Genomic DNA, 21,827 nt, shown 5'->3' with positions numbered 1-21,827 from the left:
AATGTAACCGCTTACATTTGAGATCGACATAATGGCCGAACAGGCCGTCGTCTCTGAAAATTTCGCGATGCGGGTGAAATCCATGTCTGACATAATACGAAGCAGCAATAAGATAGCGCTTACATTCTCACAGGATCGGATGAGGATGCAAGCGGGACCACCATGAATCGAGGGTAAACAATGACGCGACTGGCAACGCATGCCGCAGGCAGGCACCGCCCGCCGGGAGACGGCCGATGAGCACGCCCCCGTCCCGCGGCGGCGCGCCGCGCACGCGCCGCGGCAGCGGCCGCTCGGTGCTCGGCGACGTCGCGAAGCTGGCCGGCGTGTCGACCGCGACCGTCTCGCGCGTGTACAACGATCCCGGCAAGGTGTCGGCCGACGTGCAGCAGCGCGTGCGCGACGCGGCGCGCACGCTGAACTGGATTCCGAATGCGGCCGGCCGCGCGCTCGCGTCCACGCGTACCCACATCACCGGCGCGATCATTCCGACGCTCGACGACCAGGTGTTCGCGTCGCAGGTCGCGGGCATGCAGGCGGTCATGGCCGAACACGGCATCACGCTGTTCCTCGGCTGCTCGAACTACGATCCCGCGCAGGCGCTGGCGCAGGTGCGCGCGATGCTGTCGCGCGGCGTGGAAGCCGTGTCGCTGGTCGGCGAAGCGTATCCGCCGGAACTGTTCGAACTCCTCGCGATGCATCGCGTGCCCTACGTGGTCACCTACGCGTATCGCGACGACAGTCCGCACTGCTGCATCGGCTTCGACAACCGCGCGGCGTTCGCGCGGCTCACCACCCACCTGCTCGACCTCGGTCACCGCGATTTCGCGATCATCATGCAGCCGTCGGCGGACAACGACCGCGTACAGGCGCGCCTGCGCGGCATTCACGACACGCTGGCCGCGCACGGCCTCGCCGTGCGCCCCGTGCATCAGCATGAAGGCGCGGCCACGATCGCGTTCGGGCGCGCGAGCCTGCGCGCGATCGCCGGCAGCGACGCGGCGACGCGGCCGACCGCCGTGATCTGCGGCAACGACGCACTCGCGCTCGGTGCACTGCTCGAGGCGCAGGCGCTCGGCATCGACGTGCCCGCGCAACTGTCGATCACCGGGTTCGACGACATCGCGCTCGCGCGCGAGATCCAGCCGCCGCTGACGACGATGTGGGTCGATACCGACGCAATCGGGCGCCAGGCCGCGCATGCACTGCTCGACGCGCTCGAGAACGGCGCCACGGGGCCCGGCCGGGCCGTGCTGCCCGAGTTGCGCACGCGGGAATCGGTCGCGCCGCCGGCGCCCGTGCGCGCGGCGCGCCGCAAGTGAAAACGTGCCGCGCGGCGGCGCCCGCTCACGGCATCACGTCGATCGGCAGCGTCTTGTCGAGATTGTCGTGCCAGGCCTTGATCGTCTTCGGCACGGTTTTCTTCCACGCCGGCACGTTCGTGTAGTAGCGCATCCGGACGGTGTTCTTCGCATCGAACACGAGCAGCCCGATCCACAGATCGGCGCCGCGGCGCATCACGATCGCCGCGTTGGTCGTCGCGATGCCGCGCACCCAGTAGGATTTCACACGCGCATCGAGCCCGTCGAGATCCTTCTCGTCGGCGCTGTAGTTGACCATGTCGACGAGCGTCTGATAATCGCCGCCGAGCAGTTTGTGCGCGGCCGCATTCTGCGTCGCGTCGGTCACGACCTTGAGGGTCAGCAGGTCGGCCGGCGGTTTGGCCTGGAACTGCGACGCCGTCACGTAGTCGCCCGCGTAGACGACACCCGCGCCGGCACCGCAATCGAAATCCGTGCCCTGCTGCGTGACGCGGATGCGCCCGCCCTTGCGGTCGAAATCGAGCCGGCATGCGTCCCGGCGATAGGTGCCGCTATCGCCGTGCAGCACGATGTCGCCGTCGAGGCCGCCGTCATTCGCGCCGTTGTTGCCGCTCAGTTCGAAATGCAGGCGCGGCGCCGTGCCGGTGAACGTCAGCACACCACCGAACGACGGGTTGTCGCTCGTCAGGTACCACGTCTGCTGCCAGCGGTCGGCGGCGAGCGGCGTGCCGTTCAGGCTCGCGAGCCGTTCGCGGTAGCGGTCGCCGAGGCAGGGTGCATCGCTGCCGCACTGGTCGCGCTGCTTCAGCCACTTCAATTGCGCGGCCTTCAGCGCGGCCGTATCGCCGCCTTTTGCGAGCGCCCGCTTCCACGCGGCCGACAGGTCGCCGTCCAGCTTCGACAGGGCGGTATCCGCACAGATCGTCTTTTCGGCCGGCGAGGCGGCCTTCGCGCAGTCGAAGCCGGCAGCCTGCGCGGCACTCGGCAGCAGCGTCAGCAGCGCGGCCGCCGCGACGAATGGCAGAGGCGTGCGTCGCACGCTGGATGCGGAAATCGCGGCGTGTTCGCGCGGATTCGATCGGTTCTGGATAGTCATCGGCTTGATCGTCGCTGGGTCGCGCGCCCGTAGAAGCTACCTGCACGCGACATTCGAGGTAAAAACGCCCGGCCCGGCATGCGGCGCATGCCGCCGCCCGCCGAAGCGTAACCCGGATGCGCGACGCCGATCAATCGACGTTCGATGTCGTTGCAACCGTTCCGGCAGCCACGCTGCGTTGCACGATGCCGTCGCGCAATACGGCTTGCGTCGCGCGATGGAAGATTCCGATGAACACCATCGCGCCCGCCGCTTCGCGCGGCGACTGCCCCCTGCGCATCGGCCACGCGCACGATGCCTTTTGCGCGCTGGATCGTGCGCGGCGACGCCTTCAGCCACGCGCGCAGCCTTGTCGAGCACGTCCGGCGCGGCGACGGTGATGCTTGCGAACGCCGGCAATCAGGAACAGGATCGATGCGCACGCAACGACCTGTTCGAACGCGCGGCGGCTGCAGTGGCCCTTGAACAGGTCGGGTAGCGTGCTCGCGTTGTGGCGCTTGCCGGCCTCCCGGATCCTCGGTCCGACGAAATAGCCGATCGGATTGGCCCGCGGGATGAGCCGAGAAACCACACGCCACAAGTCGGCCTTTTCGCGTAGATGCCGTGCCGTCGAGCGCGCGAACGGGTATCAGCCGTCGAACGGCGCCAGCTCGTAACTCGTGCTCCGGCCGCCGGACGACGAACGGCGCAGCACGCCGCGCTCGACGAGTTCCGCGATGTCGCGCAGCGCGGTGTCCTGCGAGCACTTCGCGAGGGCCGCCCACTTGGTCGTCGTCAGCTTCCCCTCGAAACCGTCGAGCAGGCGATTCATCACCTTGACCTGGCGCGCGTTCATCGCGAAGCCCGCACAGCGCTGCCAGAAGCGCGCCTTCACCAGCACCGCGTCGAGCGTCGTGTGCGCGTGATCGATCGCCCTGCCGAGGGTATCCAGGAACCACGCGAGCCATTCCGTGACGTCGAGCGAACCGCGCTGCGTGCGCTCCAGCACGTCGTAGTACGCATTGCGCTCGCGCTGGATCTGCGCCGACAGGCTGTAGAAACGCTGCGGACTCCGGTCGGCGCGCGCCAGGACCAGATCGCCGAGCGCACGCGCGATACGGCCGTTGCCGTCGTCGAACGGGTGGAGCGTGACGAACCACAGATGGGCCAGGCCGGCCTGGATCAGCAACGGCTCGGCCGGTTCGGCATTGAGCCACGCGAGAAAGCGCGCGATCTCGTGCGTCAGGCGCGCGGCCGGCGGCGCCTCGAAATGCACGCGCTGCCGGCCGATCGGGCCGGACACCACCTGCATCGGCCCGCTCGCATCCGTGCGCCATCCGCCGACCGTGATTCGCGACAATCCCGAATAGCCGGTCGGGAACAGCGCCGCATGCCACCCGAACAGGCGCGCCTCGGTCACCGGCGCCGCCGCATGGATCGTCGCGTCCAGCACCATGTCGACGACGCCCTCGACGTGGCGGTCGACCGGCGCCAGCGCGCCGATGTCGACCCCGAGCCGGCGCGCGATCGACGAGCGGACCGATGCGACGTTCAGGGTTTCGCCCTCGATCGCGCTGGTCTTGACGACGTCCTCCGTCAACGCGGCCAGGCTCGCCTCGTCGCGCAGCGCGAGGCCGATGTCCGCCAGCCGCCCGGCCAGCATGCCTTGCGCGCGGCTGACGTCGGCCAGCGGCGTCGCGAGTGCCGGAAGGTCGAAGCGCCACGCCGGCCAATCGGCCGATTCCCAGATGAAAGTGTAATCTCCGCTCATGATGCGGAGATTATCCCACCGACTCGCCGCATGGCTCAATATTCTCCGCATATTTTGCGGAGAATATGCGCGCTATTCACCGCACGGTGGCCTGCTATCGCGTCCGGCCCGCGTCGCGCTTCCCGGGCGGCGGCGCGTCGCCGAGCCGCTCGGCAAGAAATCCGATGAACGTGCGCAGCGTGACGAACCCTTCCCGATGCTGCGGGAACACCGCATTGAGCGTGATCGGCGGCGGCACGTACGCGTCGAGCACCGGCACGAGCGCGCCGCTGTCGAGCGCCGCGCCGACGATGAAGTGCGGCAGCAGCGCGATGCCGAGCCCCGCGATCGCCGCGTCGCGCACCACTTCGCCGTTGTTCGCGACGAGCGGCCCCTGCACGTCGAACGTGCGTGACGCGCCGTCGACGCGAAATTCCCAGCCGACGCGCCGCTCGCGCCCGTACAGCAGGCAAGTGTGACCGGCGAGATCGGCCGGTGTCCGCGGCGTGCCCTGCCGCTTCAGGTACGCGGGGCTCGCGCACGCGATCATCCGCCACGCGCCCAGCGGGCGGGCGATCAGCGTCGAATCCTCGAGCGAGCCGATCCGCAGCACGAGGTCGAACCCTTCGCCGATCAGGTCGACGCGCCGGTCGGTCAGGTCGAGGTTCAGCCGCACGGCCGGGTGCGCGGACAGGAATTCGGCGATCAGCGGCGACACGTGGGTGATCCCGAACGACAGCGGCGCGCTGATCTTCAGCGAGCCGTGCAGCTCGGTGCTGCGCACCGACATCGCCTGCTCGGCGTCGGCGATCTCCGCCAGGATGCGCTGCGCGCGCGCATAAAACTCCTGCCCCGATTCGGTCACCGCGAGATTGCGCGTATTGCGGTGCAGGAGCCGCACGCCGAGCGACGCCTCCAGCGCCATCGTGCGCCGGCTGACGAACTGCTTGGACAGCATCAGCTGGTCGGCCGCCGCCGTGAAGCTGCCCGCATCGACGGTCGCGACGAAGATCCTCAGGTCGTTGAGTTCCATATTGTCCACTCCATAGCGACAGTCATTATCTCTACAGCCATTTATTTGTCAAATCGATTGACCTAAGATTCATCTCAACGAACGGCCGGGCCCACTTCCGAGGTCCGGCGACTTCAAGGAAAAAATCATGATCGAAATCCGTGCAGCAAACCAACGTGGCCGTGCGGAGCATGGCTGGCTCAGCTCCCGTCATACGTTTTCGTTCGCGAATTACTACGATCCGAAGCAAGTCGGCTTCTCCGACCTGCTCGTGATCAACGACGACCGCGTCGCGCCGGGCCGCGGCTTCGGCACGCACCCGCACCGCGACATGGAAATCCTGTCGTACGTGCTCGACGGCGCGCTGGAACACAAGGACTCGATGGGCACCGGTTCGGTGATCGTGCCGGGCGACGTGCAGTTGATGAGCGCGGGCACGGGCGTGCGCCACAGCGAGTTCAACCACTCGCCGGACACGCCGGTCCACTTCCTGCAGATCTGGGTCGGGCCGGCCGAAAAGGGTGCCGAGCCGCGTTATCAGCAGACGAATGTCGCGGCCGACGACAAGCGCGGCAAGCTCGCCCTCGTCGTGTCGCCGAACGGCGACGCCGGTTCGCTGAAGATCCGGCAGGACACGCGGATTTACGCGGGCCTGTTCGACGGCGATGAGCGCACGACGCTGGAACTTGACCCGAGCCGCTTTGCTTACGTGCACGTGGCGCGCGGCAGCGTGACGGTCAACGGCGTGACGCTCGGCGAAGGCGACGGCGCGCGCATCCGCGGCGAACAGGCGCTGACGATCGCCGACGGCCAGGATGCCGAAGTGCTGGTGTTCGACCTGCGTCCGGTCGAAGTGACGGCCGAGTGGGCATGACGCCCGTTCGGGAAACCGGGCCCCGCTGAATGCGGGGCCTTTTTAATCGGAGATTCGCAACATGGCCAAGGTTCTGGTTCTTTACTACTCGTCCTACGGGCACGTCGAAACGATGGCGCAGCACATCGCCGAGGGCGCGAAATCGGTGCCCGGCGTCGAGGTCACGCTCAAGCGCGTGCCGGAAACGATCCCCGTCGACCAGGCCCGCGCGATCGGCGTGAAGGTCGACCAGGCCGCGCCGGTCGCCACGGTGGACGAACTCGCCGACTACGACGCCATCATCTTCGGCACGCCGACCCGCTTCGGCAACATGGCCGGCCAGATGCGCACGTTCCTCGACCAGACGGGCGGCCTGTGGATGAAGGGCGCGCTCGTCGGCAAGATCGGCAGCGTGTTCGCATCGACCGGCACGCAGCACGGCGGCCAGGAAACGACGATCACGTCGTTCCACACGACGCTGCTGCACCACGGGATGGTGATCGTGGGCGTGCCGTATGCGTGCAGCGGGCTCGTCAACATGAACGAAATCACCGGCGGCACGCCGTATGGCGCGACGACGCTCGCGGGCGCGGACGGCAGCCGCCAGCCGAGCGCGAACGAACTCGACATCGCGCGCTACCAGGGCAAGCACGTCGCGGAAATCGCCAGCAAGCTCGCGTCGTAACGCGGCAGCCTCGCGCCGCTGCCGTTGCGCACGAACGAACGGCGCCGGTTCGACCGGCGCCGTTCGTCCTGTGCAGGGCTGGCGGGCGTTACTGGCCCGAAGCCGGCGCGGCCGGCGCCGCCTTCGTCGCGGGCGCCTTCTGCACGGCGTTCTGCGGATAGTTGCTCTGGTCGTTGGTCAGCCGGTAACCGCTGCCGGTGCCGATCGCCTTCAGGTCCGACGCGTGCCGCGCACGGGCCGCCTTGCGCGCCGCCTTCTTCTGCGCCTTGTCGAGCTGCTTCTGCGTCGGCGCGGACGCCGGATCCTGCGCGTATGCCGCCGGCACGGCGGTCAACAACAGACCGCACGACGCCGCTACTGCTGCTGCCACCGAAACCACGCGAGACTGCTTCATGGCCGGATCTCCTTGTCGAGTGTTGATTGTGGATTATCGGACACCGGCGCGCACGCGACGGCTTGCGACAACGGCGCCGATGCAACGTTAGCCGATCGCCGCGCAAATGTCCGTGTGCGTTCCTGAATTCTCCTGATAACGACAACGATACGTGCAAGCGGCACGGGCCGTCCTTTCGGCCTGCCATCCGCGCCGTCAGGGAAACCGATAGCCCGCGGCCGACCGGCGCGCGTTCAGATCCAGCGCGACAACACCGGCAGCAGGATCGGGACGACGAAGGCCGTCAGCACGCCGTTCAGCCCCATCCCGAGCCCGGCGAACGCGCCGGCCTCCTCGCTGACCTGGAACGCGCGCGCGGTGCCGATACCGTGCGACGCGACGCCGAGCGCGAAGCCGCGCACGGCCGGCTCGTCGACCCGCAGCAGATTGAGGATGCCACGCGCGCACACCGCGCCAAAAATCCCGGTCGAAATCACGAGCACGGCGGTGAGCGACGGAATGCCGCCGATCTCGGCGGCGACCGCCATCGCGATCGGCGTCGTCGCCGATTTCGGCGCGAGCGACGCGATCGTCTGGCCCGACGCGCCAAACAGCGCGGCGATGCCGACCGCCGACACGATCGCGGTCAGCGAGCCCGCGAGCAGGCCGACGAGCAGCGGCAGCGCGGTGCGCCGCAGCTTCGACCACTGGCGGTACAGCGGCAGCGCGAGCGCGACGGTCGCGGGGCCGAGCAGGAAGTGGACGAACTGCGCGCCTTCGAAATACGTCGGATACGGCGTATGCGTGATCGTCAGCAGCACGACGATCAGCGCGACCGCGATCAGCACCGGGTTCGCGAGCGGGTTGAAGCGCGCCCGCGCATAGACGGCCTGCGCGAACAGATACGCGACCAGCGTGATGGTCAGGCCGAGCAGCGGGGTCGCGGCGAGATAGACCCAGATCGCGCCGAGTTTCGGGAAGGCCGTCATTGCACGCCCCCCGCGTTGCCGCCCGCGCGGCGCTGGCGCCGCAGCAGCGCGCGCGTGACGAGCGCCGTCACCGCGATCGCCAGCGTGGTGCTGACGGCCAGCGCGACGACGACCGCGACCGCATCGCCGCGCACGCGATCGGCCGACACCATGATGCCGACGCCGGCCGGCACGAACAGCAGCGACAGGTGGCGCAGCAGCTCGAGCGCGGTCGGCTCGATCGCATCGGCCACCTGCGGGCGCAGCATCACGAAGCCGAACAGCAGCAGCATGCCGATCACGGGGCCCGGCACCGGCAGGCCGAACAGATAGGACACGCCTTCGCCGAGACACTGGAAGATCAGCAAGACCGCGAACGCCTGCAACATGAACCGCTTCTCCCGAATGGTTGCGCCGGGCCGGCGGCTTGCCGCGCCGGCATGGACGATACGCGCGATCGTACCAACATTGCCGGCCGCCAGTCGCGACTGGCGCAATCGCCCGATCCCGGCACGACCGTGTCACCCCTGCGGACACCGTCGTGCTTCACCGCCCCAACCGCGCGCCGGTCGCATGCAAAAAAGGCGGGCATACGCCCGCCTTCGTTCCGTTCGCACACGCACCGCGACGCTAGCAGCGCGCGTGCGCGCCCGCCGCGTTACTTCAACCGCGTCGCGATTTCGTTGGCCATCGCCTTCGTCGCGGCTTTCGTCGGCGCATCGTCGGCCAGCGCGTTCAGCAAACCGAAATCGTGGATCGTGCCGTCGTAGCGCGTGGTCGTCGCATCCACGCCGGCCGCGTCGAGCTTGCGGCCATACGCTTCGCCTTCGTCGCGCAGCACGTCGAACTGCGCCACCTGGATCAGCGCGGGCGGCAGGCCCTTCAACTGCGCGGTGCTCGCGCGCAGCGGCGACGCGTAGATCTCGTTGCGTTGCGCTTCGTTCTTCGTGTAGGCGTCCCAAAACCACTTCATCATCGGCCGCGTCAGGAAGTGGCCCTGCTGGTACGCGTTGTACGAGCCCGTATTGAAGTTGTGGTCCGTGACCGGCCACATCAGCCCCTGGAAGCGGATCGCGGGGCCGCCCTTGTCCTTCGCCATCAGCGCCAGGACGGCCGCCATGTTCCCGCCGACGCTGTTGCCGACCACCGCGAGGCGGCTGCCGTCGACACCGATCTCGGCGCCATGCGCGGCCACCCACTTCGTCGCCGCATAGGCCTGGTTGATCGCAACCGGGTAATGCGCTTCCGGCGACGGCGTGTAGTTCACGAACACCGCGACGGCGCCCGACTGCACGACGAGATCGCGCACGAGGCGCTCGTGTGTCGGGAAGTCGCCGAGCACCCAGCCGCCGCCGTGGATGAACACGAAGACCGGCAGCGTGCCCGTCGCGCCTTGCGGGCGCACGATCGTGACGGGTACCGACAGGCCGTCCTGCTCGATCGTGCGGTTCGACACGTCGATGCCGGACAGGTCCACCTTTACGCCGTTTTGCGCATCGACCAGCACCTGACGCGCCTTCGCGGGGCTCAGCGTTTCGAGGCCCGGGCCCTTCTGGCCGTTCAGCACGGCGAGGAACGCACTCGTCTTCGTATCGGGACGGATGGTATCGGCGCCGGCCGCGAATGCGGCGGGGGCGGTGGACAGCGCGGCCGCAACGGCGGCGGCGATCAGCAGCGGCTTGACGATCTTCATGATGGTGTTCCTTGGCGTTCGCGGTTGAATGACGACAAATGATTCGGAATGCGATTGATTAGAGAAGCGTGAGCGTGACGTCGATGTTGCCGCGCGTCGCGTTCGAGTACGGGCAGACGACGTGCGCACGGTCGATCAGCGTTTGCGCGACGTCGCGATCGAGGCCCGGCAGCGAGATCTTCAGTTCGACTTCGATGCCGAAACCGTTCGGGATCGCGCCGATGCCGACGCTGCCTTCGATGGCGGCGTCCGCGGGCATCGCGATCTTGTCGCGGGCCGCGACGAACTTCATCGCGCCGATGAAGCACGCGCTGTAGCCGGCGGCGAACAGCTGCTCGGGGTTCGCGCCTGCGCCGCCCGCGCCGCCGAGTTCGCGCGGCGTGGTCAGCTTCAGGTCGAGACCGCTTTCGGGCACCGTCGCACGACCGTCACGGCCGCCGGTGGCTTTTGCATGGGCGCGGTACAACACTTTTTCGATCGACATGACAGACTCCTTTGCAGTAAATGAACGAAACAACCTTCGAACCGGGGATCGCGTGCCGTCGGCTTTTTCCGCCGGTCCCGCGCTTGTTTATCTACTCATAGATAGACAAGCATCCCCAAAAAAATACAGAAGCATTACCCTCTGCGCCGATTGTCTATCTATCACTAAATAGACAACAAGAACCCATAAAACGGCGGCGAACCGCCCTGCTACCCGCGCGGTCCGTCAGGACCGCGCCTTCCAGACGGCCTCGACATCCTCGAGGCGCGCCCGCGTATGAAACAGCCGGCTGGCCAGCACGCTACCCTGAAACGCCGCGTACAACGTGCGCGCGGCCGTATCGGGTTCGCCGCTGAACTGCAGCGTACCTTCCTTCGCGCCCTGCGCCAGCAATGCCGCCAGCCAGCTTTCGTTGGCCTTGAAGAACGCCTGCACGGCCTGCCGCACGTTCTCCGGCAGCGTTTCGATGTCGGCCGCGAGCATCCCGCACAGGCAAATCAGGTTGCCGTCGCCGAGCGTGCGGCCGAACATCTTCGTGTACAGGCTCAGCTTCACGTCGGCCGGCAATGCCGGATCGATCGTCCGCATGGCCGCGAGGACTTCGTCGCTGTACACCGCCACCGCTTCCAGCACCAGATCGTCCTTCGACGGGAAGTAGTAGTGGATGCTCGACGTCTTCACGCCCACCAGGTCGGACAGGTCTCGATAGCTGAAGCCGTTGTAACCGCGCAGCATCATCAGCGTGATCGCGTGATCGAGAATCTGTTCGCGGACGGTCGGTTTCGTTTCCATGGATCGAACTTTATCTACTCATAGATAGACAGTCAAGGACTTTTTTCGGGGCACCATGAAAAATCTGAAAATCTGGCGCCCCGGCGAGCGCACCGGCCGGCTCGCCGCCGCCGGCCCTCAGCCCGGGACGGGTTCGGCCAGCGTCTCGCGGTTCGCGCTTTCCGCCGCGTCGTCCGCCCCGGCCACGGGCAAGCTCAGCACTACCGTCGTGCCCTGCCAGGCCGCGCTGTCCACGCGAATCTCGCCGCGATGCCGATCGACGACCGCCTTGGCGAACGCCATTCCGAGCCCGACGCCCTTCGTGTACGGCTGCCCTTGCAGGCGAAAGCGCCGATAACGCTCGAACAGATGCGCCTGCTCGCTGGCGGCGATCCCGTAACCGTGGTCGCGGATGATGCAGCGCACCGACGCGCGATCGTCGGTCAGTTCGACCGTGCACTCGATACGGGTATCGGGTGCGCTGTACTCGACGGCGTTACCGAGCAGGTTGGCCAGCGCGCGCGACAGCAGTGCCGGGTCGCCGTACACGAGCGCTTCGTCGCAACGCGGCACGTCCTCGACGGCAATCCGCTTTTCCTGCGCGCGCGGCCAGATTTCATCCCGTGCCTGATTCATCAGGTCAGCGACGTTGACGAGCTCCGACACGCACTCGCCCGCCTCCGCCCTCGAGACCTGCGCGAAACCGTCGGCCATCGCCAGCGTATGGCACGCCAGCCTGCCGATTTCATGCAGGCGCTCGCGCAGGGTGCAGCCGGACGGGCATTCGGCAGGCGCATTCACCAGCACGACGACCGACGTGAGCGGCGCGCGCATGTCATGCGAGAACAGCGTCAGCATGTCGCTGCGCTGCCGCTCGAGCACCGAACGGCGAACGTAGGCGCCGCGCAGCATGTCCAGTGCGTCGTTCACCCGCCCGATCTCCGGGCTCGCGCCCGGCACCCGGGCGATCGGCGACACATCGCCCTGGCTCAGCGCGACGATGCGCCGGCTCAGCTCGGCGAGCGGCTTCGACAGCGTCCGCTGCGTGCCGCGCACGAGCAGGAACAGGATCAACGTGCACAGCGCCGCTTGGGCGACGGATAGCGCCATCCTGACGCGAGCGGCATCGCGCAACTCGACGGTGCGCGCACTCGTCATTTCGATCACGCGGTCGCGCAGTTGCTCCGACGCCCCGAGATCGCGCATGATCCGCCGCGCGAAGTCCTCGACGCTCATCGCATACGCACCCGTCCGGCTCGCGCGGATCGTCGCCGCGACCAGCGGCAGGAAGCTGCCGTCCAGCGTGTCGTTCAGTCGTGCGAAGTCGTTTGCGAGCGTCGTGTCGGCGAGCAGCGGCGCGATCGCGCCGGCGATCAATGCGCGCAGCTGCATGATGCGTCCGCGCATCTGGATGATGCTCGCGAGCCGCTCCTCGCCGATCGGCTCGCGCTTGATCAGCGACGCGACGAACAGCGAGCCGAGCCGGCCGGTATATTCGCGCAGGTCGCCAAGCAGGTGCGCGAGCATCAACAAACCCGACGTCGCCGGATTGCGCATTGCCGTGCCGGCCATGACGTCGTCGGCCAGTGACGCGAGATCGTCGGCGACCGCGAACATCCGGTCTTGCGCCGCCTGAACCTGCCACACCGTGCGCGCCGTCAGCGGCTGCGCCGCGAGCGCGTCGACTTCGCCACGGGCGCCGTCCAGTTCCGCGCGGATCGACTCGAGCGCACGCAACGCGATCCGCCGCTCGGGTGCCTCGAGGGTCGCCGCCTGCGCGATGTCCGTTCGAAGCGCGTCGAGTGCCAGGTTCGAGCGCATCCGCGCATCGCTTACGGCCTCCACGTCCGCCGCCGGGTCGCGCCGCTGCAACGCAAGCAGCGTGTTGGCCGGCCAGCGTTCGGCCGAAATCAGGTTCGCCGCGACCATCGCGCGCTCGACCCGCCCGAAATCGCGCAAATCGAGGCTCCCCTGCCGGTATTGCCGGTAGCTTTCCAGGACGATCGTTCCACACGCCACGATCGTCAGCATCACGACGAGCACGAAGCCGATGCCCATCCGCTGTTGGATCGAGAGGCCATCGAAGCTCATGGCGCCCGTCCGCTTCGGCAACGGAGCACACCCGATTCGGCATCGCCGGTGGGACATGGATACGTCACGTTCGATTCCTGAATTACGTCATTTCCGTTGACAACACTCATCGCCGGCATCAATTGACGCACAATCGAAATCAATGGCCTCGCCATCGAATGACACATGGAAAAAAATACGCCGTTTCATCATGCTTATTTCATCGCGAAATATCCGATTCAACGGCTCCCGTGCGGCGACTTTCGACGGCCTTCCGCCGCACGCTTGCTTCGCACTGCGATACACCTGGGTTTCAGTCGGCATTCAGCGGCAGACGCACGCCGACGATCGCAGCACGGCGCCGCCTGAATCGCCTGCCATTAGCCACTGCCGCGATGGAGTCTCGACCTTTTCAAACGGAATGTAAACGCGACGTTCGACGCAGGGGAAATACCGGATAAGCAGGACGTTAGTATTACGACTTTCGTCTTGTACAATCCTGTTCTTTCCTATCGGATAGGCGTCGGCTTTCCCACAGCCCATCGCGCCCATGAAAATACTGATCGTCGACGATCACGCGCTCCTGCGTGACGGCGTGGAGATGCTGCTGCGTCGGGAAGACGCCGACATGATCGTCGTTCAGGCGAGCAGCGCCGATGACGCGCTGCACCTGCTCAACCTGCACGCAGACCTCGACGCCATCGTGCTCGACTTGAAGCTTCGAGGCATGGACGGGATCGACGCGCTCGCCGTGTTCGCGAAGATGCGCCCGGGGCTGCCCGTCATCGTGCTGTCGTCGTCGGAAGATCCGGGCGCCGTGCGCGCCGCATTCACGCAAGGCGCGATGGGCTACGTGCCGAAATCGGCCAGCCCGCATACGCTGCTGTCTGCCATCCGGATCGCGCTCAGCGGCGAGCGTTACGTGCCACCGCTCGTACTCGACGAACACGCGACACAGCAGCCGGACAGCGCCGGGGCGACGACGCTTTCGCGCGACGAGTTGCTGACGCACCGCCAGATCGAAGTGCTGCGCTATCTTGCGGAAGGCATGCCGAACAAAGTCATCGCCCGCAAGCTCGGCCTGTCGGAAAAAACCGTCAAGGCGCACATCACTGCGATCTTCAAGGCGTTGAACGTGATCAATCGCACGCAGGCGGCTGCCGTCGGCAGGAAGGCCGGACTCATCTGACCGGAAGCGCGAATTGCGTTGCCGGCGGGGATCGCCTAAATTTTTTCTGCATCCTCGACGCAAACGGGGGCGTTGATGACAACCCCGCCCCGAGACACGAATCGTGGCGCGATCCTCCGACTCCCCGATGCACCCGCGTGCGACGCGCGCGATTGCAATTCGCCTCACACGCAATGAACGACACTTGACGGACATTCATGTGCATTCACGTGGCAATGAACGGGCGCGGCACCGACGCCGACCGCCGGGCCCGGTCGCGATACCGCATGCGGGCTCCGGGTCCGGGGCGTGATACCCGAGGAGCCCGTGCATGACGCGCGCCGACGAATCACCCGAAGCCCCGCCGCCGATCGTTTCGGCAGCCTCGGACGTCCCGTTCGACCTGGCCGCCGACGTGATCGCGCGCTGGCAGCGTCTCGTCGACCTGATGGCGGAAATCGTCGGCGTGCCAGCCGCGCTGATCATGCGCAACGTCGGAAAAGACATCCGCGTGCTGGTGGCGAGCCGATCCGAAGGCAATCCGTTCTATCCGGGCGAATCGGCCGAGCTGCACGGATCGGGGCTTTATTGCGAAGCGGTGATCGAGAGCGGCCGCTCGTTGGTCGTGCCGAACGCGCGACGATCGGAACGCTGGCGAAACAATCCTGATCTGCGCGTGAATATGGTTTCGTATCTCGGCCTGCCGATCCGCTGGCCGGACATGACGACGTTCGGCACGATCTGCCTGCTCGACTGCAAGGAAAACGCCTATTCGGAGCGGTACATCCGGCTGGTCGAAGAGCTGCGCAACCAGATCGAGATGCAGTTGCAGCTCATCCATGCGCAACGGACCGCCGAACACGCGCGCCAGCAGGCCGCTCAACTGGCCGAAAACTTCCGGCAGCAGAAGGATCTCGCCGCGGAAGCCGTGCGCGTCAAATCGAGCTTTCTCGCGGCGGCAAGCCATGACCTCCGCCAGCCCGTCCATGCATTGAGCCTGTTCGTCGGCGCATTGCGGCACGTGCCGATGCCCGTCGATGGCGCGCTGCTCGTCGAACGCATCGACCAATCCGTCAATGCGATGGACGAGCTGTTCACCGCGATCCTGGACATCTCGCGGCTCGATGCCGGTGTCGTGCCCGTGCATCGCAGGCCGTTCGCGATCGATTCGGTGCTGGAGCGGGTGTGCCGGGACGTAGCCGTCGACGCGCGCGCGAAGGGGCTGCACCTGTCGTACGTGCCGAGCACCGTGGTGGTCGACTCCGATCCGGTGCTGATCGAGCGGATCGCGCGCAACCTGCTGTCCAACGCGGTGCGCTATACCGACGCGGGACGGATCGTGGTGGGCTGCCGGCGCACACACACGCATGTCCGCCTGCAAGTGATCGATACCGGGCGCGGCATTCCCGCCGATCAGCAAAGCCGCGTGTTCGACGACTACTACCAGTTGCCCCATCGCGACCGCGGCCACGAACAGGGCGTGGGCCTCGGCCTGGCGATCGTACGGCGCCTGGCGGAGCTGCTCGAGTGCCCGCTGGCACTGCGCTCGGCGCCCGGGCAGGGCTCGTGCTTCGAACTGCGCCTGGTACGAGTGGACGCGGTCGTGAAACCGCCCGCGACCGCCGTCGACGAGTTCGCCTTCGACGAGGCCGCCGCGGCCGCGGCGCACCTCGTCGTGGTGATCGACGACGAAGCGGCCATCCGCGCGGGCATGTCGATCCTGCTCACCCGCTGGGGATACCGCGTCGTCGTGGCGCCGTCGGTCGACGACGCGATCGCGCTTCTGGCGACCGGCGACGTACCCCCGACGTTGTTGATCTGCGATTTGCACCTGCGCGGCGACGAGAACGGAATCGGCGCGATCGCACGGATTCGCGAAGAATTCAACGCGGCCATTCCCGCGATGCTGATCACCGGCGACACCACCGCGCGCCGGCCCGGCCGATCGCAGCACGGCGGCTTCATGCTGCTGCACAAGCCGGTGCCGAGCGACAAGCTGCGCTCGGCAATCATGCGCTGCCTGGGTGCGCCGAAGGGCAGATGAGACCAGGACCGAAACGCGCGACGACGAGGGTGCCGCGCGGTATCGGGACAGCGATCGTCACTGCGGCCGCAGCATCCGCCGGATGATCGTCCGCAGCATCGCGCGATGCGCGCGCGGCTTGAATCCCGGCTCGAATACGACCCGCCCGACCGCGCCTTCCGTGAGCGCGAGCAACCACGTCGCGACGAGATCCGGCTTCAGGCTCCCGTCGATCGTCCCTTGCGCGACACCGCGCTTGATCAGCTCGACCATCCGCCCTTTCACCTGCGCCTCGTTCGCCGCGAACAATGCCGCGACCTCCGGATTGCGCGTCGCCTCGGCCGCGGTCTCGATGCTGATGCGCGCATAGACGGGATCGCTCGACAGTTCCATCAGCGCCAGCGCGATCTCCTCGATCGCGGTCAGCGCATCGTCGGCGTTCGCATGCCGCGCGAACAGCTCGGCCATCTCGCGCTGGTCTTCCTGTGCGACGGCCTCGACGATCGCCGCCTTGGTCGGGAAATAGTGAAACAGGTTGCCGGGGCTCATCCCGGCCGCCTTGCAGATCGCGGCCGTGGACGTCGCATGAAAGCCGTCGCGCGCAAAACAGGCGATGGCGGCATCCAGAATCTGGCGCCGCTTCGCTTCCACTCTTTCAGGATCGATCTTTCTCAACGGGAACTCCGTGCATGACGATCGCTCTAATGTTTATTAGACTGATCAGTCGATCTATTATCATGGCGATGAGCTTCGGGCGTCAAGGCGGCCTGCAATCGGACCGGATCGATGCGACACTGGCCGCCGAGCGCGGCTATCTGGAAGATGCATCGCAGGCGCTCGCGACGAGGCAGGGGCCCGTGCTGGCCGGGTGGGGCGCGTTGGATAGCCACGTCGATCCGGCACGTCGTCGTGGTGCCGGGCGCGACGCACGGGCTGCTGCGCGCCGGCTGGTTCGATTACCCGCTCGAGTCGGACTGGCCGCAGTGGAAGATCGGTCCGTACACGGCGCTCGGGCGCCATGTGTATGCGCCCGGCACGCTCGGCCCGATCGAAGCGTGGATCCGGTCGCAGTGAACACATGTGCAACACGGCAGCGCCGCCAAAGGCGCGCTAGATGAAACGGGCATCAGGCAATATCGGTCGCACCGCCCCGCGCGGCCGCTACAAGGAGGAGTTTCAATGTATTCGTGGTTCGAACGTCGCCTGCCGACTTTCCCGCTCGAAGATCCCGTCACGCCGCCGAAGGGATTCTTCTCGTTCGTCTGGGCGTGCACGAAAGGCGCGCGCGGCTGGATCCTGCTGATCGCGCTGACGTCGGCCGCGCTCGCCGCATACGAAGCCGCGCTGTTCGCGATGATGGGGCACGTGGTCGACTGGCTGTCGACGTCGACACCGGCGGAATTCGGCGGCCGCCACTTCGGCGCGCTCGCCGGCTTCGCGGCGATCCTCGCCGGCAGCACGCTGCTGATCGCGCTGCACACGATGGTCAAGCACCAGGTGCTGGCGATCAACTTCCCGATGCGGCTGCGCTGGCTGTTTCACCGGCTGATGCTCGACCAGAGCCTGTCGTTCTACGCCAATGAATTCGCGGGCCGCGTGACGACCAAGATCATGCAGACCGCGCTCGCGGTGCGCGACGCGCTGTTCATGTCGGTCGACGTCGTGATCGGCGTGACCGCCTACCTGATCGGTATCCTCGTGCTGGCGGCCAGCTTCGACTGGCGGCTGATGATTCCGCTCGTGCTGTGGGCGCTCGGCTACGGCGCCGCGTGCGCGTATTTCGTGCCGCGCCTGGGCGCCGTCGGCAGCCGGCAGGCCGACGCGCGCGCGCTGATGACAGGCCGCATCACCGATGCGTATTCGAACATCACCACCGTGAAGCTGTTCTCGCACACGCGGCGGGAAGCCGACCATGCCCGGCGCGCGATGGAGGCGTTCAAGGCGACCGGCGACGCGCAGATGCGGCTCGTCAGCGCGTTCGAGATCGTCAATCACCTGCTGTCGACGCTGCTGCTGGTCGGCTCGGCCGGGCTCGCGCTCGCTCTGTGGATGCACGGCGAGGCGAGCGCGGGCGTCGTCGCGGCCGTGATCGCGATGGCACTGCGACTGTCGAGCTATTCGCACTGGATCATGTGGGAAATGACCGAGCTGTTCGAGAACGTCGGCACGATCCAGGATGGCATCAACACGCTGACGAAGGTGCGCAGCGTGGTCGACGCGCCCGATGCGCGGCCGCTCGCGGTGCAACGCGGTGAAATCGTATTCGACAACGTGCAGTTCGCGCACGAGGACAACGACCGCACGGTTTTCGACGGGCTGAACCTGACGATCAGGCCGGGCGAACGGATCGGCCTGATCGGCCGCTCGGGCGCCGGCAAGTCGACGCTCGTGAACCTGCTGCTGCGCTTCTACGACGTCGGCGGCGGCACGATCCGGATCGACGGCCAGGACATCGCGCACGTGACGCAGGACAGCCTGCGCAGCGCGATCGGGATGGTCACGCAGGATACGTCGCTGCTGCACCGGACGATGCGCGAGAACCTGCTGTACGGGCGGCCCGACGCGACCGAGCGCGAGATGCAGGAGGCCGCCGTGCGGGCGGAAGCGTCCGAGTTCATCGACCGGCTGCGCGACCGCCACGGGCGCAGCGGCTACGACGTCGAGGTCGGCGAGCGCGGCGTGAAGCTGTCGGGCGGCCAGCGGCAGCGCGTCGCGATCGCGCGCGTGATGCTCAAGGATGCGCCGATCCTCGTGCTCGACGAGGCGACCAGCGCACTCGATTCAGAGGTCGAAGTCGCGATCCAGCGCAGCCTCGACACGCTGATGAGCGGCAAGACGGTGATCGCGATCGCGCACCGGCTGTCGACGATCGCGGCCATGGACCGGCTGATCGTGCTCGACGAAGGGCGCATCGTCGAGGAAGGCACGCACCAGCAGCTGCTGAACGCGGGCGGTATCTATGCGGCGCTGTGGGCGCACCAGAGCGGCGGGTTCCTCGGCGAGACGGCGGAAGCGGAAGGCGCGGAGCGGTAGACGGAGATGCTGCGGCAACGTGGCGGCACGGATGGTTTTGCACGGAAGTGCTCGCCGAAGGCGACGAACCGGGTTTCTCGTTCACGACCGGGTTGTGGGTCGACCACGGTTTCCCGGAAATCATCGTGTTCTCGTTGCCGGTGCGCATCGCCCACGATGTACCGGGAGACGCATACCGGATGGCCGCTTGCCAAACGCCGTCTCCCCTGCACCTCGTGCGTCACGACAGCGGCCACGAGCGTGCCACTGTCATGACGCGCGCCGCTTGCGTGTCAGAAACGGTGGCGAATCCCGACGATCGCAAGCTCCTGGGTGGCCTTGCCGCCATCGACATACGCATCCGCAATCACCGCCTGCGCCGGGCCCGCGCCGTTGCTGCCCGACGCGTGCCCGTAGCTCATCGTTGCATAGAGATCGGTACGCTTGCTGATCGCGTAGTCGGCCGCGAGCGTGACCTGCTGGTAGGTGGCCGACGAATCGCCGTGCGATTTCAGATAGTTGTAACCCGTCTCGAACAACAGTGCCGGCGAAGCCTGCCATGCGACGAACACCGAGCCGTTGTTGTAGCGCTCGGCCGCCCCGAACGTCGAATGCCCGTCGCGCAGGTATTCGGCATAGCTATAGTGGCCGCCCAGCGTGAAGGCACCGAGCACGTAGCTCACGCCGGCCCGCGCGATATTCACCGCACTCGCCGTCGCGTATGCATTGTTGACCGGCGACAGGAAGATCGTATCGGCGCTGCTTGCGCCACGCGTCGACAGCACCGCGTTACCGTTGTCCAGATGCGCATAGCCGGCCGCGACGGTCACCGGCCCGGCCGTGTACGACATCGCGGCGTTGTACGCCTGCCCGGAGCCGACCGAGCCCGCCACGCCGCCGAACCCGTACATCGCGGCCACCTGCAGGCCACCCCACGACGGGCTCACCCATTTGACCGCATTGCTGTTGCGGACCGAGCCGTCTGCATTGTCGACGTCGCCGGGCGCCGTGAAGTACTCGAGGAAATTGTTCCCCTGCACCGGCAACACCAGGTCCTGCAACGTATCCTGCTGGCGGCCGGCCGTCACCGTACCGAATCCGCCCGACAGCCCGACGAACGCCTTGCGTCCGAACAGCAGGCCGCCGCTCATCTTGCCGCTGTTCACGTTGAAACCGTTCTGCAGGTTGAACAGCGCGCTCAGGCCGCCGCCCAGATCCTCCGTGCCTTTCAGCCCCCACTGGCTGACCGACATCTGTCCCGATTGCAGCTTGACCTGGTTGCTGGCGCCGCCGGTGTTGTGCGTGTACTGAATCGATTCGTCGATGACGCCGTACAGCGTGACCGAGCTTTGCGCAAATGCACTGCCGCACATACCGGCCGCGCATGCAAGTGTGGTCGATGCGATCCATTTCATTGCCGTGCTCTCCTGTCGTTGCGTGGTTGATCCATCTATTGACATGTTTTTGGCTTCATTCGTCATTCAATTCGGACACCGAATTGATACGAGCGAAATCGATGCCGTTTTCCCTGGGCCGCACCGGCGACGCGAATCGCCGGCGCGCCCAGGCCCTACCGCGCCGCGCGAGCGCGGTGCCTGAACAGGCAGACCAGCTCGCTCGCCACGTGTGCGGCGGCCAGCGCGGTAATGTCAGCGTGATCGTAGGCGGGCGCGACCTCGACCACGTCCGCGCCGACCAGGTCGACCGACGTGAGCCCGCGGATGATCGACAGCGCCTGCGCGCTCGACAGGCCGCCCGGCACGGGCGTACCCGTGCCGGGCGCGAACGCCGGATCGAGCCCGTCGACGTCGAAGGTGAAATAGGTCGGCCGCGCGCCGACGATCTCGACGATTCGGGCAATGGTCGCGTTCACGCCGTGCTCATGCACCCACGCCGCGTCGAGCACCGACACGCCCATGAAATCGTCGTTCCACGTCCGGATACCGATCTGCACCGAGTGGGCAGGATCGATCAGGCCGTCCTTGATCGCCTTGTAGAACATCGACCCGTGATTGAGGCTGTCCGGCCGATCGTCCGGCCAGGTATCGCAGTGCGCATCGAAATGGATCAGCGAAAGCGGCCGGCCGTATTTTTCCGCATGAGCGACGAGCAGCGGATAACTGATGTAGTGATCGCCGCCGAGCGTCAGCATCCGTGCACCGGCGTCGAGTATCGTGCGCGCATGCGCGACGATCGTCTCCTTGACGGTCGACGGATTGTGTACGTCGAGCCAGCAGTCGCCGTAGTCGATTACCGCATAGTCGTCGAACGGATTGATCCCCCACGGATACGGCAGCAGCACGCCGAGCTGGCTGCTCGCCGCGCGGATCGCGCGCGGGCCGAGCCGCGCGCCCGGACGGTTGGTCGTCGCGATATCGAGCGGCACGCCCGTCACGGCGAGATCGACGCCGGCCAGTTCCTTCGTATACAGACGCCGCATGAACGACACCACGCCCGCATAGGTATTCTCCTTCGACGAACCGTATGGCGACTCGCGGCGGATCGCGCCGTCTCCACGTACGACCGACTGCTTCTGCATGATGTCATCCTTGTTTCGTGTGCCGACAA

20 protein-coding genes and 3 pseudogenes are annotated in these 21,827 nt (G+C 66.7%); 9 read left to right on the top strand and 14 right to left on the bottom strand.

What is annotated here, in order from left to right; translation table 11 throughout:
• The first annotated feature begins 236 nt into the window (after window positions 1-236).
• Window positions 237-1,322, top strand: coding sequence for a LacI family DNA-binding transcriptional regulator (locus G3N62_RS00990; protein ID WP_124670068.1), 1,086 nt, complete (start codon window positions 237-239; stop codon window positions 1,320-1,322).
• Between the two features lie 25 nt (window positions 1,323-1,347).
• Here the strand turns inward: G3N62_RS00990 and G3N62_RS00985 are convergent, their stop codons facing one another.
• Complete coding sequence (locus G3N62_RS00985) at window positions 1,348-2,418, bottom strand: lysozyme inhibitor LprI family protein (protein ID WP_124670069.1); 1,071 nt, start codon at window positions 2,416-2,418, stop codon at window positions 1,348-1,350.
• Between G3N62_RS00985 and G3N62_RS00980 the strand changes: the two genes are divergently transcribed.
• Entirely contained in the window at window positions 2,351-2,896 is a 546-nt protein-coding gene (locus tag G3N62_RS00980) for a hypothetical protein (RefSeq protein WP_185733084.1), read from the top strand. The genes G3N62_RS00985 and G3N62_RS00980 overlap by 68 nt on opposite strands.
• Here the strand turns inward: G3N62_RS00980 and G3N62_RS35785 are convergent.
• From G3N62_RS35785 to G3N62_RS00970, 3 genes and pseudogenes are all read right to left on the bottom strand, one after another.
• Window positions 2,816-3,021: pseudogene (locus tag G3N62_RS35785) on the bottom strand (sodium:solute symporter family protein); the annotation flags it as partial. The gene G3N62_RS00980 and the pseudogene G3N62_RS35785 overlap by 81 nt on opposite strands.
• Window positions 3,022-3,046: 25 nt before the next feature.
• Window positions 3,047-4,168 carry a Fic family protein gene (locus tag G3N62_RS00975; protein WP_206141127.1) on the bottom strand — a complete coding sequence of 374 codons (1,122 nt, stop codon included), beginning with the start codon at window positions 4,166-4,168 and terminating at the stop codon, window positions 3,047-3,049.
• A 94-nt stretch (window positions 4,169-4,262) separates the two neighbouring features.
• Window positions 4,263-5,180 (bottom strand): LysR family transcriptional regulator, encoded by a 918-nt coding sequence (locus G3N62_RS00970; protein ID WP_124670070.1) that lies wholly within the window; start codon window positions 5,178-5,180, stop codon window positions 4,263-4,265.
• 127 nt (window positions 5,181-5,307) lie between these two features.
• Between G3N62_RS00970 and G3N62_RS00965 the strand changes: the two genes are divergently transcribed.
• Window positions 5,308-6,033, top strand: a complete 726-nt coding sequence (locus tag G3N62_RS00965; RefSeq protein WP_034191964.1) for a pirin family protein — start codon at window positions 5,308-5,310, stop codon at window positions 6,031-6,033.
• A gap of 61 nt (window positions 6,034-6,094) precedes the next feature.
• Window positions 6,095-6,697 carry an NAD(P)H:quinone oxidoreductase gene (gene wrbA / locus G3N62_RS00960; RefSeq protein ID WP_034191965.1) on the top strand — a complete coding sequence of 201 codons (603 nt, stop codon included), beginning with the start codon at window positions 6,095-6,097 and terminating at the stop codon, window positions 6,695-6,697.
• Window positions 6,698-6,785: 88 nt separating this feature from the next.
• Here the strand turns inward: wrbA and G3N62_RS00955 are convergent, their stop codons facing one another.
• From G3N62_RS00955 to G3N62_RS00925, 7 genes are all read right to left on the bottom strand, one after another.
• On the bottom strand, window positions 6,786-7,091 hold the full coding sequence (locus G3N62_RS00955) for a hypothetical protein (protein WP_034191966.1): 306 nt from the start codon (window positions 7,089-7,091) through the stop codon (window positions 6,786-6,788).
• Between the two features lie 233 nt (window positions 7,092-7,324).
• Window positions 7,325-8,059 carry an LrgB family protein gene (locus tag G3N62_RS00950; RefSeq protein WP_034191967.1) on the bottom strand — a complete coding sequence of 245 codons (735 nt, stop codon included), beginning with the start codon at window positions 8,057-8,059 and terminating at the stop codon, window positions 7,325-7,327.
• Entirely contained in the window at window positions 8,056-8,427 is a 372-nt protein-coding gene (locus tag G3N62_RS00945; RefSeq protein WP_124670071.1) for a CidA/LrgA family protein, read from the bottom strand. The genes G3N62_RS00950 and G3N62_RS00945 overlap by 4 nt, the downstream gene beginning before the upstream one ends.
• Before the next feature lie 269 nt (window positions 8,428-8,696).
• The gene (locus tag G3N62_RS00940) at window positions 8,697-9,731 is read right to left on the bottom strand and encodes an alpha/beta hydrolase (RefSeq protein WP_124670072.1); all 1,035 of its coding nucleotides are present in this window, start codon (window positions 9,729-9,731) and stop codon (window positions 8,697-8,699) included.
• A gap of 58 nt (window positions 9,732-9,789) precedes the next feature.
• On the bottom strand, window positions 9,790-10,215 hold the full coding sequence (locus G3N62_RS00935; protein ID WP_034191970.1) for an organic hydroperoxide resistance protein: 426 nt from the start codon (window positions 10,213-10,215) through the stop codon (window positions 9,790-9,792).
• 225 nt (window positions 10,216-10,440) lie between these two features.
• Window positions 10,441-11,007, bottom strand: coding sequence for a TetR/AcrR family transcriptional regulator (locus tag G3N62_RS00930; RefSeq protein ID WP_034191971.1), 567 nt, complete (start codon window positions 11,005-11,007; stop codon window positions 10,441-10,443).
• A gap of 117 nt (window positions 11,008-11,124) precedes the next feature.
• Window positions 11,125-13,077, bottom strand: coding sequence for a HAMP domain-containing sensor histidine kinase (locus G3N62_RS00925; protein WP_241012814.1), 1,953 nt, complete (start codon window positions 13,075-13,077; stop codon window positions 11,125-11,127).
• Window positions 13,078-13,606: 529 nt separating this feature from the next.
• On the opposite strand from G3N62_RS00925, the gene G3N62_RS00920 reads away from it, so the two are divergent.
• The gene (locus G3N62_RS00920) at window positions 13,607-14,245 is read left to right on the top strand and encodes a response regulator transcription factor (RefSeq protein ID WP_049028533.1); all 639 of its coding nucleotides are present in this window, start codon (window positions 13,607-13,609) and stop codon (window positions 14,243-14,245) included.
• A 310-nt stretch (window positions 14,246-14,555) separates the two neighbouring features.
• Complete coding sequence (locus tag G3N62_RS00915; protein WP_051701121.1) at window positions 14,556-16,268, top strand: ATP-binding protein; 1,713 nt, start codon at window positions 14,556-14,558, stop codon at window positions 16,266-16,268.
• A 57-nt stretch (window positions 16,269-16,325) separates the two neighbouring features.
• On the opposite strand, the gene G3N62_RS00910 is transcribed toward G3N62_RS00915, so the two are convergent.
• Window positions 16,326-16,922, bottom strand: a complete 597-nt coding sequence (locus tag G3N62_RS00910) for a TetR/AcrR family transcriptional regulator (RefSeq protein ID WP_124670073.1) — start codon at window positions 16,920-16,922, stop codon at window positions 16,326-16,328.
• An 89-nt stretch (window positions 16,923-17,011) separates the two neighbouring features.
• Here G3N62_RS00910 and G3N62_RS36355 point away from each other — a divergent pair.
• The 3 genes and pseudogenes from G3N62_RS36355 to G3N62_RS36350 form a co-directional block, all read left to right on the top strand.
• Window positions 17,012-17,321: pseudogene (locus G3N62_RS36355) on the top strand (alpha/beta hydrolase); the annotation flags it as partial.
• Window positions 17,322-17,426: 105 nt separating this feature from the next.
• Entirely contained in the window at window positions 17,427-19,280 is a 1,854-nt protein-coding gene (locus G3N62_RS00900) for an ABC transporter ATP-binding protein (RefSeq protein ID WP_124608656.1), read from the top strand.
• Window positions 19,217-19,525 (top strand): annotated as a pseudogene (locus G3N62_RS36350) (DUF4262 domain-containing protein); the annotation flags it as partial. The gene G3N62_RS00900 and the pseudogene G3N62_RS36350, both read left to right, overlap by 64 nt.
• 27 nt (window positions 19,526-19,552) lie before the next feature.
• Here the strand turns inward: G3N62_RS36350 and G3N62_RS00890 are convergent.
• A complete protein-coding gene (locus G3N62_RS00890) occupies window positions 19,553-20,674 on the bottom strand; it encodes a porin (RefSeq protein WP_034191976.1) in 1,122 nt (373 codons plus the stop codon).
• A gap of 155 nt (window positions 20,675-20,829) precedes the next feature.
• Window positions 20,830-21,798: an agmatinase gene (speB, locus tag G3N62_RS00885; protein ID WP_034191977.1), complete on the bottom strand. Its 969-nt coding sequence runs from the start codon at window positions 21,796-21,798 to the stop codon at window positions 20,830-20,832.
• Window positions 21,799-21,827 lie beyond the last annotated feature (29 nt).

It is taken from the genome of Burkholderia sp. Tr-20355, from assembly GCF_017104685.1.
Taxonomy (GTDB): Bacteria; Pseudomonadota; Gammaproteobacteria; order Burkholderiales; family Burkholderiaceae; genus Burkholderia; species Burkholderia seminalis.
This window is presented reverse-complemented; position numbering and strand designations above follow the sequence as displayed.